The 21,472-nt window shown below is 38.5% G+C and carries 17 protein-coding genes; 6 read left to right on the top strand and 11 right to left on the bottom strand.

The window, feature by feature from the left end:
* Positions 1-42: 42 nt before the first annotated feature.
* Together msrA and cadR are read right to left on the bottom strand one after the other, a co-directional pair.
* Positions 43-534 carry a peptide-methionine (S)-S-oxide reductase MsrA gene (gene msrA, locus ACA100_RS02705; RefSeq protein WP_481078475.1) on the bottom strand — a complete coding sequence of 164 codons (492 nt, stop codon included), beginning with the start codon at positions 532-534 and terminating at the stop codon, positions 43-45.
* A 28-nt stretch (positions 535-562) separates the two neighbouring features.
* Positions 563-988: a Cd(II)/Pb(II)-responsive transcriptional regulator gene (gene cadR / locus ACA100_RS02700; protein WP_481078474.1), complete on the bottom strand. Its 426-nt coding sequence runs from the start codon at positions 986-988 to the stop codon at positions 563-565.
* A gap of 90 nt (positions 989-1,078) precedes the next feature.
* Here cadR and ACA100_RS02695 point away from each other — a divergent pair, with 90 nt between their 5' ends.
* A complete protein-coding gene (locus tag ACA100_RS02695; RefSeq protein ID WP_481078473.1) occupies positions 1,079-3,346 on the top strand; it encodes a heavy metal translocating P-type ATPase in 2,268 nt (755 codons plus the stop codon).
* Positions 3,347-3,367: 21 nt separating this feature from the next.
* Here ACA100_RS02695 and ACA100_RS02690 read toward each other — a convergent pair whose 3' ends face one another.
* Complete coding sequence (locus ACA100_RS02690) at positions 3,368-4,021, bottom strand: hypothetical protein (protein ID WP_481078472.1); 654 nt, start codon at positions 4,019-4,021, stop codon at positions 3,368-3,370.
* Positions 4,022-4,230: 209 nt separating this feature from the next.
* Between ACA100_RS02690 and groES the strand changes: the two genes are divergently transcribed.
* On the top strand, positions 4,231-4,521 hold the full coding sequence (gene groES / locus ACA100_RS02685; protein WP_481078471.1) for a co-chaperone GroES: 291 nt from the start codon (positions 4,231-4,233) through the stop codon (positions 4,519-4,521).
* Between the two features lie 62 nt (positions 4,522-4,583).
* On the top strand, positions 4,584-6,227 hold the full coding sequence (groL, locus tag ACA100_RS02680; RefSeq protein ID WP_481078470.1) for a chaperonin GroEL: 1,644 nt from the start codon (positions 4,584-4,586) through the stop codon (positions 6,225-6,227).
* 67 nt (positions 6,228-6,294) lie between these two features.
* On the opposite strand, the gene ACA100_RS02675 is transcribed toward groL, so the two are convergent.
* Positions 6,295-7,434, bottom strand: coding sequence for a DKNYY domain-containing protein (locus ACA100_RS02675; protein ID WP_481078469.1), 1,140 nt, complete (start codon positions 7,432-7,434; stop codon positions 6,295-6,297).
* Between the two features lie 68 nt (positions 7,435-7,502).
* Positions 7,503-9,110 carry an RNA repair transcriptional activator RtcR gene (gene rtcR, locus ACA100_RS02670; protein ID WP_481078468.1) on the bottom strand — a complete coding sequence of 536 codons (1,608 nt, stop codon included), beginning with the start codon at positions 9,108-9,110 and terminating at the stop codon, positions 7,503-7,505.
* Positions 9,111-9,353: 243 nt separating this feature from the next.
* Here rtcR and ACA100_RS02665 point away from each other — a divergent pair, with 243 nt between their 5' ends.
* Entirely contained in the window at positions 9,354-10,946 is a 1,593-nt protein-coding gene (locus ACA100_RS02665; protein ID WP_481078467.1) for a vWA domain-containing protein, read from the top strand.
* A gap of 693 nt (positions 10,947-11,639) precedes the next feature.
* Complete coding sequence (locus tag ACA100_RS02660; RefSeq protein WP_481078466.1) at positions 11,640-12,866, top strand: RtcB family protein; 1,227 nt, start codon at positions 11,640-11,642, stop codon at positions 12,864-12,866.
* Positions 12,867-13,006: 140 nt separating this feature from the next.
* On the opposite strand, the gene ACA100_RS02655 is transcribed toward ACA100_RS02660, so the two are convergent.
* Complete coding sequence (locus ACA100_RS02655) at positions 13,007-13,717, bottom strand: GntR family transcriptional regulator (RefSeq protein ID WP_481078465.1); 711 nt, start codon at positions 13,715-13,717, stop codon at positions 13,007-13,009.
* A 32-nt stretch (positions 13,718-13,749) separates the two neighbouring features.
* Between ACA100_RS02655 and lhgO the strand changes: the two genes are divergently transcribed.
* Entirely contained in the window at positions 13,750-15,018 is a 1,269-nt protein-coding gene (lhgO, locus tag ACA100_RS02650; protein ID WP_481078464.1) for an L-2-hydroxyglutarate oxidase, read from the top strand.
* A 201-nt stretch (positions 15,019-15,219) separates the two neighbouring features.
* Here lhgO and ACA100_RS02645 read toward each other — a convergent pair whose 3' ends face one another.
* The 5 genes from ACA100_RS02645 to ACA100_RS02625 form a co-directional block, all read right to left on the bottom strand.
* A complete protein-coding gene (locus ACA100_RS02645) occupies positions 15,220-16,608 on the bottom strand; it encodes an NAD-dependent succinate-semialdehyde dehydrogenase (RefSeq protein ID WP_481078463.1) in 1,389 nt (462 codons plus the stop codon).
* Positions 16,609-16,627: 19 nt separating this feature from the next.
* Positions 16,628-17,929, bottom strand: a complete 1,302-nt coding sequence (gene gabT / locus ACA100_RS02640) for a 4-aminobutyrate--2-oxoglutarate transaminase (RefSeq protein WP_481078462.1) — start codon at positions 17,927-17,929, stop codon at positions 16,628-16,630.
* A gap of 81 nt (positions 17,930-18,010) precedes the next feature.
* Positions 18,011-19,366, bottom strand: coding sequence for an APC family permease (locus ACA100_RS02635; protein WP_481079097.1), 1,356 nt, complete (start codon positions 19,364-19,366; stop codon positions 18,011-18,013).
* Between the two features lie 380 nt (positions 19,367-19,746).
* On the bottom strand, positions 19,747-20,664 hold the full coding sequence (gene glaH / locus ACA100_RS02630) for a glutarate dioxygenase GlaH (RefSeq protein ID WP_481078461.1): 918 nt from the start codon (positions 20,662-20,664) through the stop codon (positions 19,747-19,749).
* A 279-nt stretch (positions 20,665-20,943) separates the two neighbouring features.
* Positions 20,944-21,261 (bottom strand): DUF3870 domain-containing protein, encoded by a 318-nt coding sequence (locus tag ACA100_RS02625; RefSeq protein WP_481079096.1) that lies wholly within the window; start codon positions 21,259-21,261, stop codon positions 20,944-20,946.
* Positions 21,262-21,472 lie beyond the last annotated feature (211 nt).

Genomic DNA, 21,472 nt, shown 5'->3' with positions numbered 1-21,472 from the left:
CTAACTGATGAAAAGGCGCTTTGAGCGCCTTTTTTGTGGGTGTTAATTTTGGGGTAATATCCAATTTGGACGAATATAGTGACATGTATAGCCTGTTGGGTAGCGCTCTAAATAATCCTGATGCTCAGGTTCAGCCTCCCAAAAATCTCCTGCTTCACTGATTTCAGTTTGGATTTTTCCTGGCCAGATATTTGAAGCTTCAATCTCTTGAATGATCTTATGGATAGTATTAAGTTGAGCTTCGGAAGTGTAAAAAATCCCTGATCTATAGCTTGTGCCGATATCATTACCTTGTCTATTCAATGTAGTTGGATCATGAATTTGGAAGAAGAATTCTAATAATTGTCGATAAGTGATGATATTGGGATCAAAAAGGATTTCTATTCCTTCAGCATGTGTACCATGATTGCGATAAGTAGCATTAGCAATATCACCGCCTGTATAGCCAACTCGGGTATTTTCTATCCCAGGTAGTTTACGGATTAAATCTTGCATTCCCCAGAAGCACCCACCTGCTAAAATTGCACGTTCCATTGAATATTGTCTCCATTATTTTGTTGAATTAACCCAAATGTGTATTGCGAGTTGGGATGTTTTCTAAATTTGCAATATCTTTAATGATAGAACAATTGTCCGCAGTATGTGCGCTACGGCAGCGTTTTTCAATATCTGTGAGTTTTTCTTTGAGATGCAATAATTCTTGGATGCGTTCATTTAAATGCGCTAAATGACCTTTGATAATATGATTGATCGCACTGCAATCACTATTGGGTTGATTCACTTCATTTAAAATCTGATGAATTTCTTCATGGGTCATATCGAAAGATCGACAATTTTTAATGAAAGTTAAACGCTCAAGATGTTGTTGGTTATAAACACGATAATTATTGGCAGAGCGCTCCGCTGGCGGCATTAACTGTTCTTTTTCATAGTAACGAATAGTTTCAGTAGAAACTCCTGTTAATTGTGATAATCGGCCAATATTCATATGAATTCTCCTTATTGCTTGACCTTATAGTTACTTTAAGGTGTTTACTATATCACATATTATAGTATTCGCTCTCGAAAGGAGTTTGTTATGAAACATCAAGATCATATCCACGAAAAAGATCATAAACATGAGCATAAAGCTGATTCATGTTGCAGCCATGAAGTTGAGCATCAGAATGGAGAGTTATCCACAAGTTGTTGTGGACAAGATGGGGATATTGTTGACAAAAAGATTCAACTTAGCGCAATCCCAGATGGCTATTCTTCGACCATTTTGACCATTAACGAGATGGATTGTCCTGTGGAAGAGCAGTTAATTCGTCAGAAATTCGACAAAATGCCTGAAATCCATGAGATGCAATTTAATCTGATCCAACGCCAATTACATCTTGTATATAAAGGTGATTTGGAGGATATTATCAGCGCAATTAAATCATTGGGCATGAATGCGGTTCCTCAAGGTACCGAAGCACCTGCACCTAAAAATATGGTCAAAAGATATTGGTTATTAGGGATTTCAGGTGTGCTTGCAATCACCGCAGAATTAATCAGTTTGTTGAATGGTCATTCCGAGGATAATCTTTGGTTTGTATCGTTATTGGCAATTTTGGCGATTGTTTTATGTGGGCATGAAACTTACGTGAAAGGCTGGATTGCCATTAAAAATAAAAAACTGAACATCAATGCATTAATGAGCGTTGCTGTGACTGGTGCGATTTTGATCGGTGAATTCCCTGAAGCGGCGATGGTGATGGTTTTGTTTACCATTTCTGAAGTTTTGGAGGCGCGCTCTTTAGATCGTGCACGCAATGCCATCGAAGGATTGTTATCATTAGCGCCAGATGAATCATTGGTGCAGGAAAATGGCAACTTTGTGTTAAAAGCAACGGATGATATTGCTTTGAATTCCATCATTCGTGTGATGCCAGGTGAGCGTTTTGCTTTGGATGGTGAAATTATTAAAGGTAGCTCAAGTATTGATGAATCACCCATTACTGGTGAAAGCTTACCGATTGATAAAACCGTAGGCGATAAGGTTTATGCTGGTAGTATCAACCAAGAAGGCGAAATTGAATTTAAAACCACAACAACGGCAGAGAATTCAACACTTCGTAAAATTGCGCGCACAATCGAGCAGGCGCAAGGCAATAAATCGGAAACAGAACGTTTTATTGATCGATTCTCAGCAATTTATACACCGATTGTTTTTGTCTTTGCCATTTTAGTTGCGTTGGTTTCACCATTGTTTGATTTCACATGGTTACAAAGTATCTATAACGCATTGGTGATTTTGATCATTGCTTGCCCTTGTGCTTTGGTGATTTCAACACCAGTTGCGATTGTGAGCGGTTTAACCACAGCAGCGCGCCAAGGTATTTTGATCAAAGGAGGTTCTTATTTAGAATCCGCAAGTCATTTGAAAGGTTTAGCATTTGATAAAACAGGCACAATCACAGAAGGTAAGCCACAAGTTGTAGAAAGCTTTATCTTTACTCAAGATGAGAAAACAGCAAGCCTTGCGATGAGTTTAGCTGCAAGATCGGATCATCCAATCTCTAAAGCGATTGTCACTTTCTACCAAGCACAAAATATATCTGCTCAAAATGTTGAAAGTTTTGAGGCAATTCTCGGGCATGGCACAAAAGGCATGATGAATGCTGAGCAATATTATTTAGGTAATGCCAAATTAATGCTGGCGAATAATATCGATCTCACTAAAGCAGATGAAGCATTGGTGGCGTTTAAAGATCGTGCACATTCAGTTTTAATGTTGGCGAATGAACAAGAACTATTAGCATTATTTGTATTAGAAGATGGTGTGAAGGCAACGAGTGTACGCGCACTAGAGTTATTGAAAGCACGTGGATTACAGTTGGTAATGTTATCAGGTGATCGTCAGCAAACTGTTGATCAAGTGGCTCAAACTGTGAGCTTAACGACAGCGCGAGGAGATCAATTGCCAGAAGATAAAATGATTTTTGTGGATGATTTCCAAAAAAACAAAGGCTCGATTGGTATGATCGGCGATGGCATCAATGATGCGCCAGCGTTAGCAAAAGCAGATATCGGTTTTGCAATGGGTTCCATTGGTAGCGACACAGCGATTGAAACAGCGGATGTTGCGATTATGGATGATGATTTAATGAAATTACCCAATTTCTTAAATATTGCAGATAAAACTATGACGATCATCCGATATAACATCATTTTTTCAATCGCAGTAAAAGCAGTCTTTTTAGCATTAGCAATCACGGGCCATGCTTATATGTGGATGGCAGTATTGGCTGATGTTGGCACAAGTATTTTGGTTGTATTAAATGCCTTGAGGTTATTAAAAATCAAAGAAATTCGGTAAAAATTATATTGAACCATGATGTTAATCTCGGAACCCAAAGCGCAGATAATCCTGATAAGCTTTGGGTTCTGCATATACGATGGCTTGCAGATAAAGTTTTGCACCATTGGGTTTGATTAATTGTGTTTGGCAGCGATAGAGTTGGTTAAGCTGATCTTTTTGACATATATCGGGATCATTAATTCCCGTAGAGTATTCGTATAATGAACTTTTTTCTATGGCGAGTAATGTGCGTTTTGCGAGATTAAAGCTGCGTTTGTATTCATCATCTGGAATCATATCATCGCCACGAATGTGATCCAGTATTTGATGATTGTTGGTGCGTGATAAGTTGCTTTCATAAATAGTATAGGGGCGATCTTTTTTAACAGAGTAGATGAGTTGTTCTGTTAGAACATCGCTACGAATTTTGTTCATTTCAAACAGCTCTTTTTTATGAATATATTCAGCAGCATTGATCGTGCCATAGCTTGCGATACCACAACCAAAGATGATCAAAGCGCGTTTATATAATAGGGAAAATTTCAATTGATCTTTAATCAGTGTTTTACATAGTGTGAGTAATACAATAAACATAAAAGTGATAAAGAGTAAGGATTTGAGGCCAAGATATTGACCATAATTCATTGGGATTTCTACAATCACTTGATCCAACGAATAGTAAAGATGATGCATAATTCGGTGAGCCTTAAGTAAAAAGTTCAAGACAAGGCATAAAATAATACAATTTTTTTTATTTGTGTAATGTCTATTAATGCATCAAATATCATAAAAAAATCGTTAAGGCCGCTTGAAAATAAAAATAAAAGCCCCATAGTAGTTTCTGTTAAGTTTTATACCAAAACGAAACTATTTCGTTATTATTTATTTTTGAGGATATCACTATGAAATTACGTCCATTACATGATCGCGTTATCATTAAGCGTGTTGAAGAAGAAACAACATCAGCAGGCGGTATCGTATTGCCTGGTTCAGCGACTGAAAAACCAGCTCGCGGTAAAGTAATTGCTGTAGGTACTGGTAAAACTTTGGATAATGGCCAAGTTAAAGCAGTTGATGTAAAAGTAGGCGACGAAGTTTTATTCGGTAAATATTCAGGTTCTGAAGTTAAGTTCGGCGATGAAGATTTCATCGTAATGCGTGAAGACGAAATCATGGCAGTGATCGAAGGTTAATTCAGAATCACCTTGATTTGACGAATTTATAGAAAATATTTTAACTTTTAGAGGTATTTAGTATGTCAGCAAAAGAAGTACGTTTTGGCGATGATGCACGTTCACGCATGGTTAAAGGTGTTAACACTTTAGCAAACGCAGTAAAAGTAACTTTAGGACCAAAAGGTCGTAACGTAGTTTTAGAAAAAAGCTTTGGCGCACCTACAATCACTAAAGATGGTGTGTCAGTTGCTAAAGAGATCGTTTTAGAAGACAAATTCGAAAACATGGGCGCACAAATGGTTAAAGAAGTTTCTTCAAAAACTTCTGACATCGCGGGCGACGGTACAACAACTGCAACAGTATTGGCACAAGCAATCGTACGTGAAGGTATGAAAGCTGTATCTGCTGGTATGAACCCAATGGATATCAAACGTGGTATCGATAAAGCAGTTGCAGCAGCAGTTGCTGAATTGAAAGCAATTTCTAAACCATGTTCTGATGATAAATCAATCGCACAAGTGGGTACGATTTCTGCGAACTCTGATGAAGAGATCGGTAAAATCATCGCTGATGCAATGGCTAAAGTAGGTAAAGAAGGCGTAATCACTGTTGAAGAAGGTTCTGGTTTAGAGAACGATTTAACAACAGTTGACGGTATGCAATTTGATCGTGGTTACTTGTCTCCTTACTTCATCAACAATCAACAATCAATGGCTGCTGAATTAGACAACCCATTGATCTTGATCTGTGATAAGAAAATTTCTAACATTCGCGAAATGTTGACAGTTTTAGAAGCTGTAGCAAAAACAGGTCGTCCATTGTTGATCGTTGCTGAAGATGTTGAAGGTGAAGCATTGGCAACATTGGTCATCAACAACATGCGCGGTATTGTTAAAGTTGCTGCAGTTAAAGCACCTGGTTTCGGTGATCGTCGTAAAGCAATGTTACAAGACATCGCTGTATTGACTGGCGGTACTGTAATTTCTGAAGAAATCGGTATGTCATTGGAAAAAGCAACTTTAGAAGATTTAGGTAGCGCAAAACGTGTGGTTGTATCTAAAGAAGATACAACGATCATTGATGGTGCTGGCAATGTTGCTGACATTAAAGGTCGTGTTGATCAAATCCGCATTCAAATGGAAGAAGCAACTTCTGATTATGATCGCGAAAAATTACAAGAACGCGTTGCTAAATTAGCAGGCGGTGTTGCTGTAATTCGTGTAGGTGCTGCAACTGAAGTTGAAATGAAAGAGAAGAAAGCTCGCGTAGAAGATGCATTACATGCAACGCGTGCAGCAGTTGAAGAAGGTGTTGTACCTGGTGGTGGTGTTGCGTTGGTTCGCGTATTGAACACTATTTCTGAATTGAAAGGTGATAACGATGAACAAAACGCTGGTATCCGTGTTGCATTACGCGCTATGGAAGAGCCATTACGTCAAATCGTTGTGAATGCTGGTGAGCCTGCTGATGTTGTATTGAATGCAGTTCGTGATGGTAAAGATGCATTCGGTTATAACGCTGCAACTGGTCAATACGGTGATATGGTTGAAATGGGTATCTTAGATCCAACTAAAGTAACTCGTTCAGCATTACAGCACGCAGCTTCAGTATCTTCATTGATCATCACTACTGAGTGTATGGTTGCTGAATTACCAAAAGATGAACCTGCAATGCCTGATATGGGTGGTATGGGCGGAATGGGTGGCATGGGCGGCATGATGTAATCCCAACCCATTTTGAATCAAAGAGAACCTCGGCTTGCCGAGGTTTTTTTGTTGGTAGATATTTTGTTTATCTCTGGCAAGTAGGATGTTGACTGCCATCAATTTTATAGCAACCATTTTTATCTTTGACAAAAGTATAATGGCCAAATTTTACAGTATCAGCATCTATATGCTTGAGTATTTTGAGAGTATTGGGTGCGTTATCATAAATAATGCTGTAAACATGATTCTTGTCTTTTAAAAAATTACTATTGCTTGGGCCAATAATTTCAAAAGTTTCTGCATCAATCTTCGGCATGATTTCACCACGATCATAAACATGCTGATGATCTTTAGCTACTTCAAGCGTAATGCCAACTAATGTTTCAGGATCTGCTGATGTTAATATTTTATTGCCATAATAAGCCTGATTTTTATCGCGGGCATATAGTGCGCCTGTAGATGATGTGATTTCCGAAACGACTTTAAAAGTCTTACCATCAGAACCTTCTAATATTTGATTCTCGAAAAATACATATTGATCATCATGTGAGAAACCTAAATCAGTGTAAAATTTAAATGTTTTTGGATCAGCTTTGGGTAATACCTTGCCTCTCACATAAACATTCTGTAGATCTTTGGCGTAATGCTGTCGATTAGTACGATGTCCCCAAGAAGCATCTAAGATTTGAAAGTTTTCAGCATCTGCTTCTTTGATTATTTTACCTTTAAAATAAACGTGATTTTTATCTTTAGCATAGACATGATTGAGAGGCGTAAAACTTGCTGCATCTATTCCTTTAATGTATGTGATGCCTATTGATGAGAAATAATAGCCTTGCAGATCATCCATGGCATATATACCAACATCGTTGATTTTATTATTCATAAATCCCTTATAGGGATATTGATATTGCATATATAGTGTTAATGTTCCAAGATCAATATTTGGCAATCTGTGTTTGTTATAATAAATCTGTTGATCATTGTAAGTGAACCAATCATTTTTAATATCTTCTACTATCTGATTGCTCGTATTGTTGAAGGGATTGGCCAATGTGTAAAGTTGAATTGTTTGCTTTTGACTGTCGCTGTTGACCAATACAGGTTTAAAATTAATACGATCTACATCTTCGCTGATAGCAATATTTGCTTCATATGCATTAGCAAAATTCGTGGCAATACTTAAGAGTAGAAAATATCGTCCTATTTTTTGTGAAAATTTCATTGATGTGTCTCCATTCCTTGAGTTTTTATTTTGTTATCAATTTTTATGGATAAGTATATTTTGACAGTTTACCTCACAATATCGCCCCAACCAATCCCGAATTTCTGTAGATATTTTCGTAACCGATCAGAATCATTATGGTTTGTTTTCTGTAGGCGAGTTTGATCAAACAGTTTTCTGCCAGCTTCCGCCATATTTTTGCTTGCTTGGCAAATACTAATGATGGAGGATAATTGGAGTTGATCAAAGAGATCTAGCGCATCAAAAGCCTCTTGCCCAATGATATCTATCAAGGCTTGTGAATGATCTGTTGATTTTGGTTGCTGGAGATGTTTATGCCATAACCATTCTAATCGAACAATTTCAGCCTCAACAAGTTCAAGAGTGATTCTGCCATTTTGTGCAAGGGTTGTCATGCGTGTCACTGTTGCAGTGAGATCACGAAAGTTCCCTCGCCATAGTGCATTATTGGAAGTTGCAAAGCTTAGAAATCGAGCTTTGGCTTCTTTATTGAAACGAGTTGTATGGCCGTTGTCTTTAGCGGATAACGTCAATAAATAATCTAAGCTTGGCTCAATATCTTCGGGGCGATCACATAAACCAGGTAAAGGATAAGTCCATAAATTAATTCTCGCAAATAGATCTTCTCGAAAATTTCCAAGCATCACTTCTTCTCGTAAATCACGATTGGTACCTGCAATTAATTGAAAGTTACTGTTGATCTCACGATCAGCACCCACAGGCAGAAATTTTTTCTCTTCTATGGCTTTAAGTAGCATTGCTTGTTCATCCAAACCCAATTCACCAATCTCATCCAAAAATAGTACGCCATGATCAGCTGTTTTAAGTAAGCCCGCACGATGATCCACAGCACCTGTGAAAGCGCCTTTTTTATGACCAAATAACGTAGACATTGCAGAGTCACCACGCAATGTTGCACAGTTAACTTCTACGAATTCTCCTGTAATTTGATGGCGAGATTTTTTCAGTTCAAATATTTTTCGTGCCAAAAAAGATTTCCCTGCGCCCGTTGGGCCAACAATTAATACAGGTGCTGTGGAATGTATGGCAACTCGCTCAATCTCAGCAATGGTTTGGTTAAATTTGGGATTACGTGTTTGGATACCACTTTTGAGGAAATTAAGTGCATTATTGGTTTCCACTTGGAAGCGCTCGGCGATTTTATCGTAACGAGATAAATCCAAATCAATCCAGTGTAATTGACCTTTCTCAGGGGATTCTTTGCGCGATGTGGGCGAGCTTTGTAGTAGTTTTCCAGGGATTAAATGGGATTCGATCAGTAAAAACATACAAATTTGGGCAACGTGCGTACCTGTTGTGATGTGTACGAAATACTCTTCATTCACAGGATCGAAAGGGTAATGATTCGCCCAATCAAAGAGTGCGGAATAAACTTCTTCAAAATCCCACGGATCTTGTAATTCCATTGGCACTAGATTAATGATGGTATGCGGTGATGTTTCAACGATATCTTGTTCGATTTTATTGGCTTGTTCTTGATATCGCTCTGCGGAAAATAACTCGATTCGCCCCACATCAAAATCATCATGCATCACTAAAGAAACTGTCGGGCGCCATTTTTGCCAGCGTTTATAGCTGAATCCTGCGTCTAATTGTGTACCTAAAAAACCTATCACGACTTTTTTCTTTTGCATAATCATTCCTTAAAATCAATCTATCCAATTTTATAGATTGATATATATTTATCTATAAAAATTATTATATCGCAAAATATTGAAAATCATTTATGTTCAGTGTGATTTATAAAAATAATATATTTATCATTATGTTATAAAAATTTTTGGATTGAAATAAAAAGTTGGCACGGCAATTGCTATTACCTAAATAAGATTAAACGAAATGAATTTTAGATTGGTTGAATGAAAGAGGTAAAAGAAATGGTCAACTTAAATATTTTTAATACAGTTAAAGGTGCACAAGTGCCAAAGGCAAACACGACAAATAATGCGGGTGGATTGGCTTATGAATTAACACTAAAACATCAATTGGCACAGTTAGCTTCAACGGGTTGTATGAATCAAACATTTTATGCAGCAGGGGAAGATCAGTTAGCAAAAGTCTTAGAATTGACACAAAATTTGGATGCAGAATTTATTGCAAAAACTGCAATATATGCACGTGAAGAAGGCTATATGAAAGATATGCCTGCATTGTTGGCAGCGATCCTCAGTACAAAAGATAGCGCATTATTGGATCAGAATTTTCATCGTATGATCAACAATGGCAAGATGCTTCGTAATTTTGTGCAAATTATGAGAAGCGGTGTTGTTGGCCGTCAATCATTGGGCTCACGTCCGAAAAAATTGGTACAGGCTTGGTTGTTAACAGCCACTGAAAAACAGTTATTGAATGCATCCATTGGGCAATCCCCATCCTTGGCAGATGTTGTAAAAATGGTTCACCCAAAAGCTAATGAAAGTTGGCGAAATGAATGGTTTGCATGGTTGATTGGCCGTCCATTTGATGAAGCAAAGTTGCCGCCCATCACACAAGCTTTTGAGCAATATAAAAAAGCTGTACTCAATGGTTCCGCAAAAAATTTAGCGGTACCAGATGTGCCATTTCAAATGCTCACAGCGTTGGATTTGGATCGAGATGCTTGGGCAGCGATTGCAAAAAATGGTTCATGGCAGATGGTTCGTCAGAACTTAAATACATTTGCGCGTCATGGTGTATTTGAATTGCCTGAGATGATGAAAAACATTGCGGCTAAATTGGCAGATCAATCTTTGATTGAGCGTGCCAACGTGATGCCTTATCAATTGTTATCAGCTTATACAATGACGGCGAATCAAAGCAATATTCCTTATGCCGTTAAAGAAGCATTGCAAGATGCGTTAGAAATTGCGGTGAGCAATGTACCAAAGATTGCAGGGAAAGTTGTTGTGGGCACGGATGTTTCTGGGTCGATGACTTCCCCTGTGACAGGTTATCGTCAAGGTGCAACAACATCCGTGACATGTTTACAAGTGGCATCTTTGATTTCTGCGGCGATTTTGCGCCACAATCCTGAAGCAAGGATCATGCCTTTTGATACCAATGTACATTCTGCAACATTGAATCCTCGTGATAGTATTTTGACGAATGCACAGAAATTGGCAAGATTTTCTGGTGGTGGAACAGATGTCAGCGTACCTTTTAAACAGTTAAATAAAGAGCATGCGAATGTAGATGTGATGATCATTGTCTCAGATAATGAATCATGGTTTAACAGTCAGCGTTACGGCGCAACAGAAACCATGAAAGCGTGGAGCGTGTTAAAAGCGAATAATCCTAAGGCTAAATTGATTTGTATTGATATTCAGCCTTATGTGACGAGCCAAGCGAAGGAAGGTGCTGATATTTTGAATGTTGGTGGTTTCTCAGATGCAGTGTTTGACATGATGGCAAGCTTTGCCAATAACGGGAATGATGCCAATCATTGGGTAGATGTGATTGAGAATGTTCAATTAACATCTAATAACGATTAATTTTAGAGTTTATTTTTCAGTACAAATGCTAGTAGGATTACATTGCTTAAAACAATCCTTTTATCTTACTGTTTTTGTTGTACTGTTTGTTTGGAAATTGGCTGAATGCTCATAAGATTTACATCCTTTCACGATACTAATATTTTATGAATGGTTGTCAGCTAATCGCACTCTTTGGAATGCAAATAGAACTACATTAAATGTTGTGTCGCAGGTTCGAGTCCTGCCGATTGAAAAATCGTAGCTCAGTTGGTAGAAGCAAACAATGTTCTAGATCGAGATTGTCCAAAGAGTGCAACACCAAGCTTTTTGATTGGGAGATTTTGATTAAATGCCGATAAGATTACATCTCAAACTATGTCGCATCTTATCCATCCCTTGTTAATTGAAGTCTGTCATTCAAAGCGCTTGAAGCGCACAAGTTTTTAACACAAATGCCCGTAAGATTACATCGGATTAGCAGGTTCAAAGCCTGCCGCTTTGGGTAACCAAGGTTGAAATATCTTACCCCTTTTGTTGTGTTAATCCAGTTTTGATACTTTTTAAATGCCTGTGAAATTACATTACCATTGTCTAGATGTGGGTTCGAGTCCCACCGATCGTAAGATCGTAGTTTAATAGGGAGAACAAGCCTTTCACACCTTTTTGTTAAAAAGTATCGCCTAGTTTAATGATTAAAAAAGAGAAATAACAATGACACAAAAACATCATTATATTCAAGAGCAAGTAACAGGCGGTGTGCCTTTAAAAATGTGGGTACAAGGCGTGCCAGTAGAAGATGGCGCAAAAGAACAGTTGGCTTTAGCGGCGCGATTGCCATTTATTTTTAAACACATTGCCGCAATGCCAGATGTGCATCAAGGTAAAGGTTCTACGATTGGCTCTGTGATTCCTACAAAAGGTGCGATTATTCCCGCGGCTGTTGGCGTGGATATTGGTTGTGGAATGATGGCGTGCGAAACAAATTTGTATAAAGATCAACTACCTAAAGATTTAGCGCCTTTGCGTCAGATGATCGAAAAATATGTGCCGCATGGCCGACAACCTGGGGAGCGTGATCCTGGCGCATGGCATAAACCACCAACATTGGTGCAAGAAAAATGGGCTGAGTTATTGCCAGAATTTGAAGCTATTTGTGGGAAGTATCCTAATTTTGTTAAAACCAATCACTACAAGCATTTAGGCACATTAGGTACAGGGAATCACTTTGTGGAAGTATGTATTGATGAGCGTGGTTTTGTTTGGTTCATGTTGCATTCAGGTTCGCGCGGTGTGGGCGCTGCGATTGGTAACTATTTTATGAAAGTTGCACAAGAGGAGGCTTTAGCTAAGGGATTGTCATTACCACATCGTGATTTAGCCTATTTCACAGAAGGTGAATCATCCTTCAATGATTATGTTCAAGCGGTGAATTGGGCGCAACGTTTTGCAAAATTCAATCGTGAAATCATGATGGTTAATACAATTGCAGCAACGAGGGCTGCATTAGGCGTGGAGTTTGATGCTTATTTAGATCAGGCCATTAACTGTCATCATAACTATGTATCGTTAGAACATCATTTTGGTGAAGATATTTATGTAACCCGTAAAGGCTCTGTGAAAGCAGAAGTGGGTGAAAAAGGTATTATTCCTGGCAGCATGGGTGAAAGAAGCTTCATTGTACAAGGTAAAGGTCATCCTGAAAGCTTTAAGAGTTGTTCACATGGTGCGGGTAGAATTATGAGCCGTACAGCTGCTAAAAAGACTTTCACCGTAGAAGATCACGAAGCTGCAACACAAGGTGTGGAATGTCGTAAAGATGAAAATGTGATCGATGAAACTCCCAAAGCTTACAAAGATATTGATGCAGTGATGGCGGCACAATCAGATTTGGTAGATATTTTACATACATTGAAACAAGTAGTATGTGTGAAAGGTTGATAAATGCATTGATTTAAATATAAGAACCTCTAGATGGACTGTAATAGAGGTTCTTTTTACATATTGCGTGTTGCATGCAACTAATCGTTATGCTATAAAATACTTAGAAAAAGCATGTGATTATAAGTGATTGATGGTGATTATTTATGAATCCATGAGAACTGACTAAGAAGGTTTGGATCAATCCAGTCATCTCTTTTTTTCGCTTCTTGTGTAATGAGCATATTGGCAGTATTAATGATATGGCGTTTCATTTCATTTTCAGCTAGATCTGCGTCTTGATTGAGAATTGCCTCATGAATGGGCTTGTGATCGTTGAAAGCTTCCATACAAGAACGAGAATAAGGAATGGTGCTTGGCCCAGTTAAAAGAACAGCATTACGAGTATTTTCAATAATGACTAAAGCACGCTCGATGTGTGCTGCTTCTAATAACGCAGAATGATACTCTTTGTCCGCTTTTAATGTTTCTGTGGCGTCATCTTTTTGAGCAGCAACAGCAAAATTATCATAAGCGCGAATGATGTTATTGAGATCTTCTTCAGTTCGGTCGAGGGCAACTTTACGGATCAAAGGCACTTCAAGCATTAAACGAATCTGGAAAGATTCAATCAGTTCTTGAAGGGAAGTTGGCAGAATGCGAATACCTTTATTGCGTTCTACACGAACTAAGCCGATGGCAGCGAGTTGTTGAGCAGCTTCGCGAACAGGCGTTCTAGAAGCACCAATCCATTCACCGATCTCAGTTGCTGAGTACAGTTTTCCAGGTTCAAGAACACCATTGAGGATTGCTTCACGAAGAAGATCAAATGCTTGGTCAGAAAGACTCTCTATTTTTTTTAGTTTTTTCATATATGTATAACGCGAAGTAAAAGGAGATTGATGTGTCTATTGTCAAGTATACAGTAATTGGCGGAGGAATTAATGGATTGGCTGTTGCAAGGCAACTATTGATTGATCATCCTGATGCTGAAGTCACATTGTTTGAAAAAGAAAGCAGTGTTGCTCAGCATCAAACTAGCCATAATTCGGGCGTTGTGCATGCAGGATTGTATTACGCAAAAGGTAGTTTAAAAGCAAAGCTCTGTCGTCGTGGCGTTCATTTGGTGAAAGAGTATTGTGAAGCCAATGATTTGCCTTATGATCAATGTGGTAAATTGGTTGTGGCATTAACGGAAGTTGAAGTGGAGCGCTTAAAGCGTTTATATCAAATTGCACTGGATAATGAAGTGCCCGATGTTTGCATGTTATATGGCGATGACATCCAAAAAGTTGAGCCTAATTGTATTGGGCTTGCCGCGCTTCATTCGCCCACAACCGCGATTGTGAGTTATGAAGCCATTGCAAAACAGATTGCTAAAGATATTACAGAAAAGGGCGGTAAAATTCAGTTAGGCAGCGAAGTTAAAGAGATAAAAAATAATGCAGATGGGATTCAAATCATCCTACAAGATGGTTCTGTTTATCCTGAAACATTTAACTATGCTGTGAGTTGTGCAGGTTTGCAATCTGATCGTTTAGCGAAAAATTCAGGCGATGAAGCTAATCCTAGAATCGTGCCATTTTTTGGGCAATACTTTGTATTGGATGATGCCTTTACGCACGATGTCAAAGGTTTGATTTACCCTGTGCCTGATCCTAAATATCCATTTTTGGGCGTACATTTTACAAAACGTATTGATGGCAAAATGACGATTGGCCCGAATGCGTTTTTATCTTTAGGCCGTGAAAATTACACAGGTAAGAACTTTAACTTTAAAGATATTGCGGATTACTTGATTTATCCAGGTTTCTGGCGTTTTTCTTTCAGAAATATTCCTGCGGCGATTCGTGAATCTAAAACTGTATTGAGCCAGCAAACATTCATTGATGAATGTGTGAAATATGTACCATCATTGTCAAAAATGACGGTCAAACCAGCAACGCGCGGTATTCGAGCACAGGCGATGAATAAAGATGGTAGCTTGGTGGATGACTTTGTGATTCGGAAAGATGGTAACATTACCCACATTCGTAATGCACCATCGCCAGGTGCGACATCATCTATGGCGATTGCGGAATATATTGTGCGTGAAGTGATGCAAACAGTGGAAACAAAAGCAACAGTAGATGCAAATGATACAGGAATTGAAATGGCAGTGCAGGGCAGTTAAGCGCTGAAATTGATATAAGCTTCATTATTAATATGGGTATGAAGGTTTGTTGAACTTCATACCTATTTTTTTTATATGAATTAATCATAAATAATGTGGCATTAATTTTAGCTACTTTTTCTAAGACTATAAGCAAAAAAATCTGATAAACCAATGGGCTGGTTTATCAGATAAATTTGAGGGAAAAATATATTGTTATTATTATAAGTTACCGATGGATAGGTATTTAGTTTCTAAGTAAGGCTCGATGCCTTCAATGCCGCCTTCACGACCTAAGCCACTCTCTTTGAAACCGCCGAAAGGTGCTTGTGCTGTTGTTGGTAAGCCATCATTCCAACCGATGATGCCAAAGTTAAGGTGATCTTGTAGATAGATCCCACGTTTGTAATCATTCGTGAAATAGTAAGCGGCTAAACCAAATGGCGTGCCGTTCGCAATTTCTAACGCTGTATCTAAATCATCATAAGCAATGATTGGTGCAACAGGGCCGAAAGTCTCTTCAGACATGATCATCATATCCAAAGTCACATCGCCCAATACTGTCGGTGAAACAAAGTAAGTTTTCTTGTCTTGATCTTCAAATGAAGTACCACCTGCGAGAACTTTTGCACCTTTAGCTTTAGCATCTTCGATCTGTTCTACAACTTTATCGAATCCTTTTTTATTAATTAAAGGACCAACATCTGTTGTAGGATCCATACCATTGCCTAATTTAAGCGCTTTGGCTGCTAATGTGAATTTCTCAGTAAATTCAGCCAAAACATTTTTATGCACGATGAAACGATTCGCACAAATACATGTTTGCCCCGCATTACGGAATTTCGATGCAATTGCTTGTGTAATTACAAAATCAATATCAGCATCTTCGCAGATGATGAAAGGCGCATGTCCGCCCAATTCCATCGACATATGCTTAACTGTATTTGCACCTTCGCTGATTAAGCGTTTACCAACGGGCGTTGAGCCTGTGAATGTAATTTTACGAATATATTCACTTGATGTGAAAACAGGGCCAACTTCTGAACCAACACCGACAACGCATTGAATGACATCTTTTGGAATGCCAGCTTCATGTGCCAGTTCCACTAATTTAATCATAGTTAATGGTGTATCTTCCGCTGGTTTCACGATGAAAGTACAACCAGCAGCAAGCGCAGGTCCTGCTTTACGCGTCATCATTGCAGCAGGGAAGTTCCACGGTGTAATTGCAGCAACTAAACCAATGCCTTGGCGCGTGACTAAAATACGTTTGTTGTTAGTATTGGCAGGCACTGTACGACCATAAATGCGCTTTGCTTCTTCTGCGTACCATGTGAGATAACTGACAGCATTGATCACTTCACCCAATGATTCGCGCAGTGGCTTACCATTTTCTTCTGTCATGATTTTAGCCACAACATCTTTTTGCTCGATGATTAAATCTGCCCAGCGATCAAGCAATGCCGCGCGCTCATAAACAGAAGCATTGCGCCATGTATGGAATGCATCGTGGCCAGCTTTTAACTTAGCTTCGATCATCTCTTTAGAATCCATTGGCAATGTTGCCAATAGCTCCCCCGTTGCGGGGTTATATACGTTTAATTCACTCATTACAACTATCCTTTGTTGCTTATTTCACGGATGCCAATGCATTATCTAAAATGGATAAACCTTTTGCTAATTCTGCATCTGTAATTGTCAATGGAGCAAGGAAGCGAACCACGTTGCTATTGATCCCAGCAGATAACAACAATAAACCGTTTTCATTGGCGAACTTAGTAATGGCAGATGTTGTTGCTGCATCTGGTTCACGTGTTGCAGGATCTTTTACAATTTCAGCAGCAACCATTGCACCTAAACGGCGAATGTCACCAATGAAATTATAAGTTTTTTGCTTATCTTTTAAGTATGCTTCTAACTTAGCGCCTAAAGCTTCTGCTTTTTCATTCAAGTTTTCTTCTTCAATGACATCAATGACAGCCAATGCAGCAGCACATGCCAATGGGCTACCAGAGAATGTACCACCCAATTCACCAGGATTTGGTGCATTGACAATATCCGCACGGCCAACAACAGCACTTAAAGGAACACCAGCCGCCAATGATTTAGATGTTGTCATCAAATCAGGTACGATGCCGAAATGTTCCATAGAGAAGAATTTCCCAGTACGCGCAAAGCCTGCTTGGATTTCATCCGCAACAAAGATAATGCCGTATTTTTGACAGAAGTTATAAACATGCTCAACAAAGCGTTTTGGTGGCACAACAAAACCGCCTTCACCTTGAATGGGTTCCATGACGATACATGCTGTATTTTCTGGTGATGCAGTTGCTTTAAAGAATTCATTGAAACGAGCAATTGTGTAATCAATATATTCATCTTCTGTCATGTGAGCAGGGCGCTGATAAACATAAGGATATGGCGCTTGATAGATGTCAGAAGCAAAAGGACCAAAGCCAACTTTATAAGGGTTAACTTTACTTGTCATGCTCATTGTTAAGTTTGTACGGCCATGGAAAGCGCGATAGAAAGAAACAACACCTGGACGACCTGTATATTTACGTGCAATTTTTACAGCATTTTCAACAGCTTCAGCACCAGTATTGAATAAAATCGCTTTCTTATCATGATCACCTGCTGTGATTTCACATAGGCGTTTACATAATTCTAAGTAGCTTTCATACATCATTACGTTAAAACCAGGATGTGTGAAGTTTTCAACTTGTGCTTTGATCGCTGCCACAACTTTAGGATGGCTATGACCAACATTCATTACACCAATCGCGCCAGCAAAGTCGATGAACTCTTCCCCTTTTTCAGTTGTGATGGTTGAGTTGACCGCTTTTGTTGCAATGTTTAGATTGCCGTTGCTTACGCCGCGAGCAACATATTTTTGACGGATTTCTTGTAACTGTTCTGTGCTGTATGACATTTTAAATTTCCTCTTTGGTAACTATTATTTTTTACTAACTTTGAGATAAGTAGCAGGCTACTGATCTCTTCTGATTTAATATTATTCTGCTTCTAATCTAACAGAATTATAGTTGATTGTTGGTGCTGTATTTTTATGCATGAATAAGAAATATGCTCCAATGATATACCATCCAAATACCAAGCTCCATTCAATAGGGAAGCTCAATTCAGCTGGCATGCCAGGTAAATACAACGATAAGAATCCGATGCTGAACAATACTGCTAACCAACCAATTGTTTTTGGCCATTTCACAGCATATGGACGCTCTAAATCAGGTTCGATTTTACGAAGTTGTAAGAAAGCTAAAGTTACGATGAGGTAGCCTAAAATTACACCAATACTGCCAGCATTGACCAACCAAACTAAAGATTGGCGACCCAATAATGGTGCTAAGAATGCTAAAGCGGTTAAGAAAATAATTGCGTTAGAAGGCGTTTGATATTTTGGGTGCAATTTTGCAAACCATGTAGGTAACATGCCACGAATCGCCATTGCATACATAATGCGGCTACCGCCAATGACAAATGCATTCCAGCTTGTTACGATCCCTGCGATACCGCCGATCACTAAGATTTGTCCTAATAATTTGCTATCAAATAAATTAGTCATTGCATCTGCTGTTGCTAATTTAGATGTTTGTAATTCTGCATGTGGCAAACCAATGGATACACCGTAGATGATCAATACATAGAAAATTAATGCAGATAAGATGGAAATTACAAGCATTTTACCAATGGATTTAGTTGCTTTAATTTCTGATGCAATTTGTGGAATAACGTCGAAACCTACGAACATGAAAGGTACCATGATCAATACTTTCATCATGCCATCCATTCCATCATTGAAATAAGGTTTTAAATTTTCGCTATCACCATAATAGCCTGCACCAAAGATTAATAAGATACCAACGGCAACGATTGCTGTAGTAAAGATTGTTTGAAAGATTGTTGCTGAACGAATGCCGCGATAGTTCAATGCACCTAAAAATAATGCGCCAACAGAACCGATTAACGCCCACGTTAGGTAAACTTCTGAACCTGCAATGTTCCATAATCTAACTTGATGTTCAATTGGCGTCACATAATCGATCACTGTAGGTAATGCAACAGCTTCAAACGCGATGACAGACATATAGCCAAACAATACAGACCAGCCAGCTAAAAACGATAATGACTTGTTTTTATATGCGCGCTGAACGAATGCAACGCCACCGCCTGTTTCAGGGATCGCTGTTGCTAATTCTGCATAAGTTAAACCGATAAAGATGATCAATAAACCACCGCCAGCGAAAGCAAGGGTTGCGCCTAAGAACCCTGCAGTTGCTACCCAGTCGCCAGATAAAATAACCCAGCCCCAGCCAAGCATTGCGCCCATAGCTAAGAATAATACATCCATAGATGATATCTTTTTATTCATAATTCCTCCTATACGTTTGTAGTCAATGGCATTGAAGCCTTTCGATTTGCTACAAAGTGTGTGATTAGGTTTTTTGTTTTATATGAAGCTAATAATTAAACCGAAATTTTTATATAACATGTTGCATGCAACATGAATGTTTATATTTATACACGAGTGAAATGAATTTGCAACAAATTGGCTACATTAATTTTTAATTGAATATAGAATTTAAGTTGATGCTCTTTAATCAAGGAATGATCTAATAAAGTAAATTCAAAGGATTAGATAGTTGATTAATCGATGATTCGTTCACTGTGAACAGCACCAAAGAAGTTTGGGCTTCTTTGGTCTGTTAAAACATAAACTGTGTTGATGATTTATTCGTAGAAGCGACCACGTTGACGCAGTAATTCACGATTCAAATCAGGATGCTTTTCAAATGCCGCACGGCCATGCAACCAGAACTCATTGTTTAGAACAACTAAACTGCCAACAGGCAATGTTAATTCCACGACATTTTTATCATTTTCCATAGAATGAGATAAATTTTTCAGGAATTTTGCCTCTTCGATTGATTCAGGGTAAGCGAATTGATCAATGAAGCAGATGCAAGGGCGATTATTCTTCAAGAAAAACAATTGGTGATAAACAATTTCTTGTACATTTTTGCTAGGTGGCGCAATGTACTGAAATTTGTGTTGACCCAAAGGATTATTGACGAATGAATCCAACTCTTCCCAATCATCTAAGTGTAATAAACGACTTTCACCGCCTGTTGCATTTTCTTCCACCATTTTCATCATGAGTAACCAATCTGTCGCTTCACTGACAAATGTACCATCTGTGTGTAATGTGAATAGACGATAAGCCTGACGAAGATATGAATCGCTGTTGTCTGTATCTTTTACTACAAAGCGAGCATAGTATTTGCCTGTCATTGAGTCAAAGTTTGAGATCCCTACTAAATGTGCGATGGCTGTTGAGAAGATCACAAATTCATTGGTATCTTGTGAAACACCTTCTAAACCGATTGTAAAGCCACCTGTATCGCGATCATTGATAATGTCACGTAAAATATTGCCAAGATTATGTCCTGCAATGTCCTCTAGCGCTGAAGCGATGACTTGGCGCTCGTAAGGTGTATATTCTAAATGCTGAACGCTGATGCTTTCTTCACGCATTTTATTTAAAAACTGTGTGATCACTTTATTAGACAAAGTGATGTTATGAATGCGCTTGGTTTGTGGATTAAGCGCAATTGAGAAATTCTCATTTGTTTGAATAAATTTAGACATGTTGCCTCCAAGGTGATTTTTTATTAATAAGCCATTGTGCCGAAATTTTGCAAAAAAAAACCAGCAATACAAAGACACTCCATAAGTGGCATTGTATTACTGGTATGACCATTCTCTATCGTCATCACAGAAAGGATGATCTCAAATGGATTTGCAGTATGTTCGTCATAACTTAAATATAAGAAAGGGGATTCAATCGGGTTGGTGATTGTGGGCTCTCTTTTTGAATTAAGTAACTAGAATGTAGCATGCAACTAATTTAATGTCTATCTCTTTTTATCATTTATGTGTTGAGTGATATTGATGATCTAAATCCCTGAGCGCTGCGATCAAAGCGCTGGTTGCTTTCCCTTTGTAACTGGCTTGAATTTGTTGAATGATGGGCTCAATGCCATCATTTAAACTGTAACCTCGTAATAATTCACGAATAAAGTGCTTGCCCAAATCAGTGATTAAAGTGCAGTCTGCTGCCAAAATTACGCCATATTTGGGTTCGATTTCAGCAGTGATGGTCATTGATTCAAACATATGCTTAGCGGCCATACCTTGTGGTAAACGTGCATAGCCAGCAATAAAAAGGTTATTGGTGATGCCCATGAAACTTCTCTCCTCGGTGAAATTCATCATTTTTCTCATAGTGTTATCAAAAGATATTCACAATGAATTGTCAATTGATGGCGGAAGAATATTTTGGATTGTCATATTACTGTCGCATTACTGTCATATTTCCTTCTTATAATGGCCCGCAAAATATGGACTCTTTTGAGTTAGGTGGGCTCAACAATATGTTTCAATTCTGGGAATCAAT

The sequence above is a fragment of the Wohlfahrtiimonas sp. XWW7 genome (assembly GCF_056716055.1).
This window is presented reverse-complemented; position numbering and strand designations above follow the sequence as displayed.

Excerpts from the sequence above, each read along its gene's own strand:
- ACA100_RS02675 (WP_481078469.1), bottom strand. The coding sequence starts at position 7,434 with ATGAAATTTTCACAAAAAATAGGACGATATTTTCTACTCTTAAGTATT.
- groES (WP_481078471.1), top strand. The coding sequence starts at position 4,231 with ATGAAATTACGTCCATTACATGATCGCGTTATCATTAAGCGTGTTGAA.
- cadR (WP_481078474.1), bottom strand. The coding sequence starts at position 988 with ATGAATATTGGCCGATTATCACAATTAACAGGAGTTTCTACTGAAACT.
- ACA100_RS02695 (WP_481078473.1), top strand. The coding sequence starts at position 1,079 with ATGAAACATCAAGATCATATCCACGAAAAAGATCATAAACATGAGCAT.
- ACA100_RS02660 (WP_481078466.1), top strand. The coding sequence starts at position 11,640 with ATGACACAAAAACATCATTATATTCAAGAGCAAGTAACAGGCGGTGTG.
- ACA100_RS02655 (WP_481078465.1), bottom strand. The coding sequence starts at position 13,717 with ATGAAAAAACTAAAAAAAATAGAGAGTCTTTCTGACCAAGCATTTGAT.
- ACA100_RS02635 (WP_481079097.1), bottom strand. The coding sequence starts at position 19,366 with ATGGATGTATTATTCTTAGCTATGGGCGCAATGCTTGGCTGGGGCTGG.
- gabT (WP_481078462.1), bottom strand. The coding sequence starts at position 17,929 with ATGTCATACAGCACAGAACAGTTACAAGAAATCCGTCAAAAATATGTT.
- ACA100_RS02625 (WP_481079096.1), bottom strand. The coding sequence starts at position 21,261 with ATGGGCATCACCAATAACCTTTTTATTGCTGGCTATGCACGTTTACCA.
- msrA (WP_481078475.1), bottom strand. The coding sequence starts at position 534 with ATGGAACGTGCAATTTTAGCAGGTGGGTGCTTCTGGGGAATGCAAGAT.
- ACA100_RS02690 (WP_481078472.1), bottom strand. The coding sequence starts at position 4,021 with ATGCATCATCTTTACTATTCGTTGGATCAAGTGATTGTAGAAATCCCA.
- ACA100_RS02645 (WP_481078463.1), bottom strand. The coding sequence starts at position 16,608 with ATGAGTGAATTAAACGTATATAACCCCGCAACGGGGGAGCTATTGGCA.
- rtcR (WP_481078468.1), bottom strand. The coding sequence starts at position 9,110 with ATGCAAAAGAAAAAAGTCGTGATAGGTTTTTTAGGTACACAATTAGAC.
- groL (WP_481078470.1), top strand. The coding sequence starts at position 4,584 with ATGTCAGCAAAAGAAGTACGTTTTGGCGATGATGCACGTTCACGCATG.
- ACA100_RS02665 (WP_481078467.1), top strand. The coding sequence starts at position 9,354 with ATGGTCAACTTAAATATTTTTAATACAGTTAAAGGTGCACAAGTGCCA.
- glaH (WP_481078461.1), bottom strand. The coding sequence starts at position 20,664 with ATGTCTAAATTTATTCAAACAAATGAGAATTTCTCAATTGCGCTTAAT.